Raw genomic sequence first — 1770 nt, 5'->3', positions numbered from 1 at the left:
GGCCTTGACGCCCACCAGGAGCCCGGCGGGCAGCACCACCCCGGCGACCGGGTGGCCCAGCGCCGCGAGCGTCAACCAGCCCAGCCCCAGCAGGTGGAGGGTCAGGAACACCCCCTGCCCCACCGCCGCCGCGCTCCACCACACCGGGCGCGGGGGTTTGGGCGCGCCGGGCACCCGCGAGGGCCGGGCACCGGACTGCCGACCGGACCACGGCACCCGGCGCCGGCCCGGATTCCCCCGGGCGGCCGGGGGCCCCTCCAACGCGCCGGGCACCTCCGCCGCGCCCTGCCTGGCCACCCGGCGCACCGACGCCGCCCACGGCTCCGGCAGATCGGCCGTCACCTCCTCGGTCAGCCGCCGCACCGCCTCCTCCAACGCCGGCCGGGAGACCACCGGCGGCTGTTCCCGCAGGCCGCGGGCCCGCCCGGTGAGGGCGACCGGTTCCCCCCGACGGGCCGCCCGGCGCTCGGCGACCGTCGTCACCAGCTGCCCCCACGGCGTGCCGCAGATCCGTTCGGCGCGGCGCAGCCAGCCGCGTTCGGCCGCGGCCCCGGCGGCCGGGGCCCCCACCGCCTCGGCCAGGCGCTCCTCGAACGCCGCCCGCGCCTCCTCGGTCAGGCCGATCGGCGCGGCCCCGGAATCCGCCACGCACAGCGGTCGCAACCGACGGGTGGCGCCGTCCGCGTCGGCCGCCAGGCGCAGCGCGGGGGCCTCCCGCGAGCCGACCAGCTCGGCCAGCGACCGGCGCAGCTCGCCCATCCCCTGCCCGGTGAGCGCGGAGACCGCCAGCACGCCCGCGCCGGGCTCGCCGTGCTCGCCGACCGCCATCCCGCGCTCGTCCAACAGGCGGCGCACGTCGTCCAGGACCGCCTCGGTGGCCTCCGGCGGCAGGCGATCGATCTGGTTGAGCACCACCAGGCTCACCTCCGCGTGTCCGGCGAAGGCCCGCAGATAGTGGTCGTGCAGCAGGGCGTCGGCGTACTTCTCCGGATCCAACAGCCAGATGACGGCGTCGGTTCGGGCCAGCAGGCGGTCCGCCTCCCTCCGGTGGTCGGGCAGGGCGGAGTCGTGGTCCGGCAGGTCCAGCAGGACCAGGCCGCGCAGCGCGGGGTCGGCCCGGTGCGCGCGCCGGCGCCGGCGCGGTTGGACTCCCAGCCGGTCCAACAGGGGATCGGGGGACGGACCCCCGCCGCGCTCGATCTCCCAGGCGCAGGAGTGGGGGGAGGCGGTCATCGGTCGGCGCACGCCGGTCTCGGCGATGCCACCGCCCGCCAGCGCGTTGAACAGCGTGGACTTCCCGCTGCCGGTCGCGCCGGCGATGGCGACGGTGGTGTACAGGCGGGTGAGGCGGTCCCGCTCGGCGGCCTCGGCGAGCAGGCGTCCGGCCTCGGCCAGGGCCGGGTCGGGCAACCGGGCACGGGAGAGCGCGACGAGTTCGCGCAGCGCGCGCAGCCGGGTTCGCAGGGCGCGATCGGCCGGGGTGCCCGCCCCGGGCCCGCCGGGCAGCCGCTCGTCCGGGGCCGTGGGGGGAGCGGGGACCAGCGGTTCCGTCTCGGGAATGGCCTCCTCGGGGGGCCGGTCGGGGCCCCGGGTCCGGGGCCCGATCGGCCCGGCGGGCGGAGCGGTGGCGGTGCGGGCTCCCGCCGTGGCGGCGTGGAAGGTCGCGGACCGGCGGGGGCCGGGGGTCTCGTCCGGCACGGCTCCCTCCTCGGGGTGGGACGGTTGTGGACGGCATGACGGGACTGCGGGGGCCGTGGCGGCCACGCGGGC

General features: G+C 79.3%; 1 protein-coding gene. It reads right to left on the bottom strand.

Features of this window, described 5'->3' with window-relative positions; genetic code table 11:
• On the bottom strand, window positions 1-1698 hold a 1698-nt coding region (locus FOE67_RS24705; RefSeq protein ID WP_323385440.1), incomplete at its 3' end, for a GTPase.
• Window positions 1699-1770: the final 72 nt, after the last annotated feature.

This window comes from Streptomyces calidiresistens (genome assembly GCF_014141525.1).
Taxonomy (GTDB): Bacteria; Actinomycetota; Actinomycetes; order Streptomycetales; family Streptomycetaceae; genus Streptomyces; species Streptomyces calidiresistens.
Note: the sequence above shows the minus strand (reverse complement) of the source record. Positions and strands in the feature narration are given on the sequence as shown.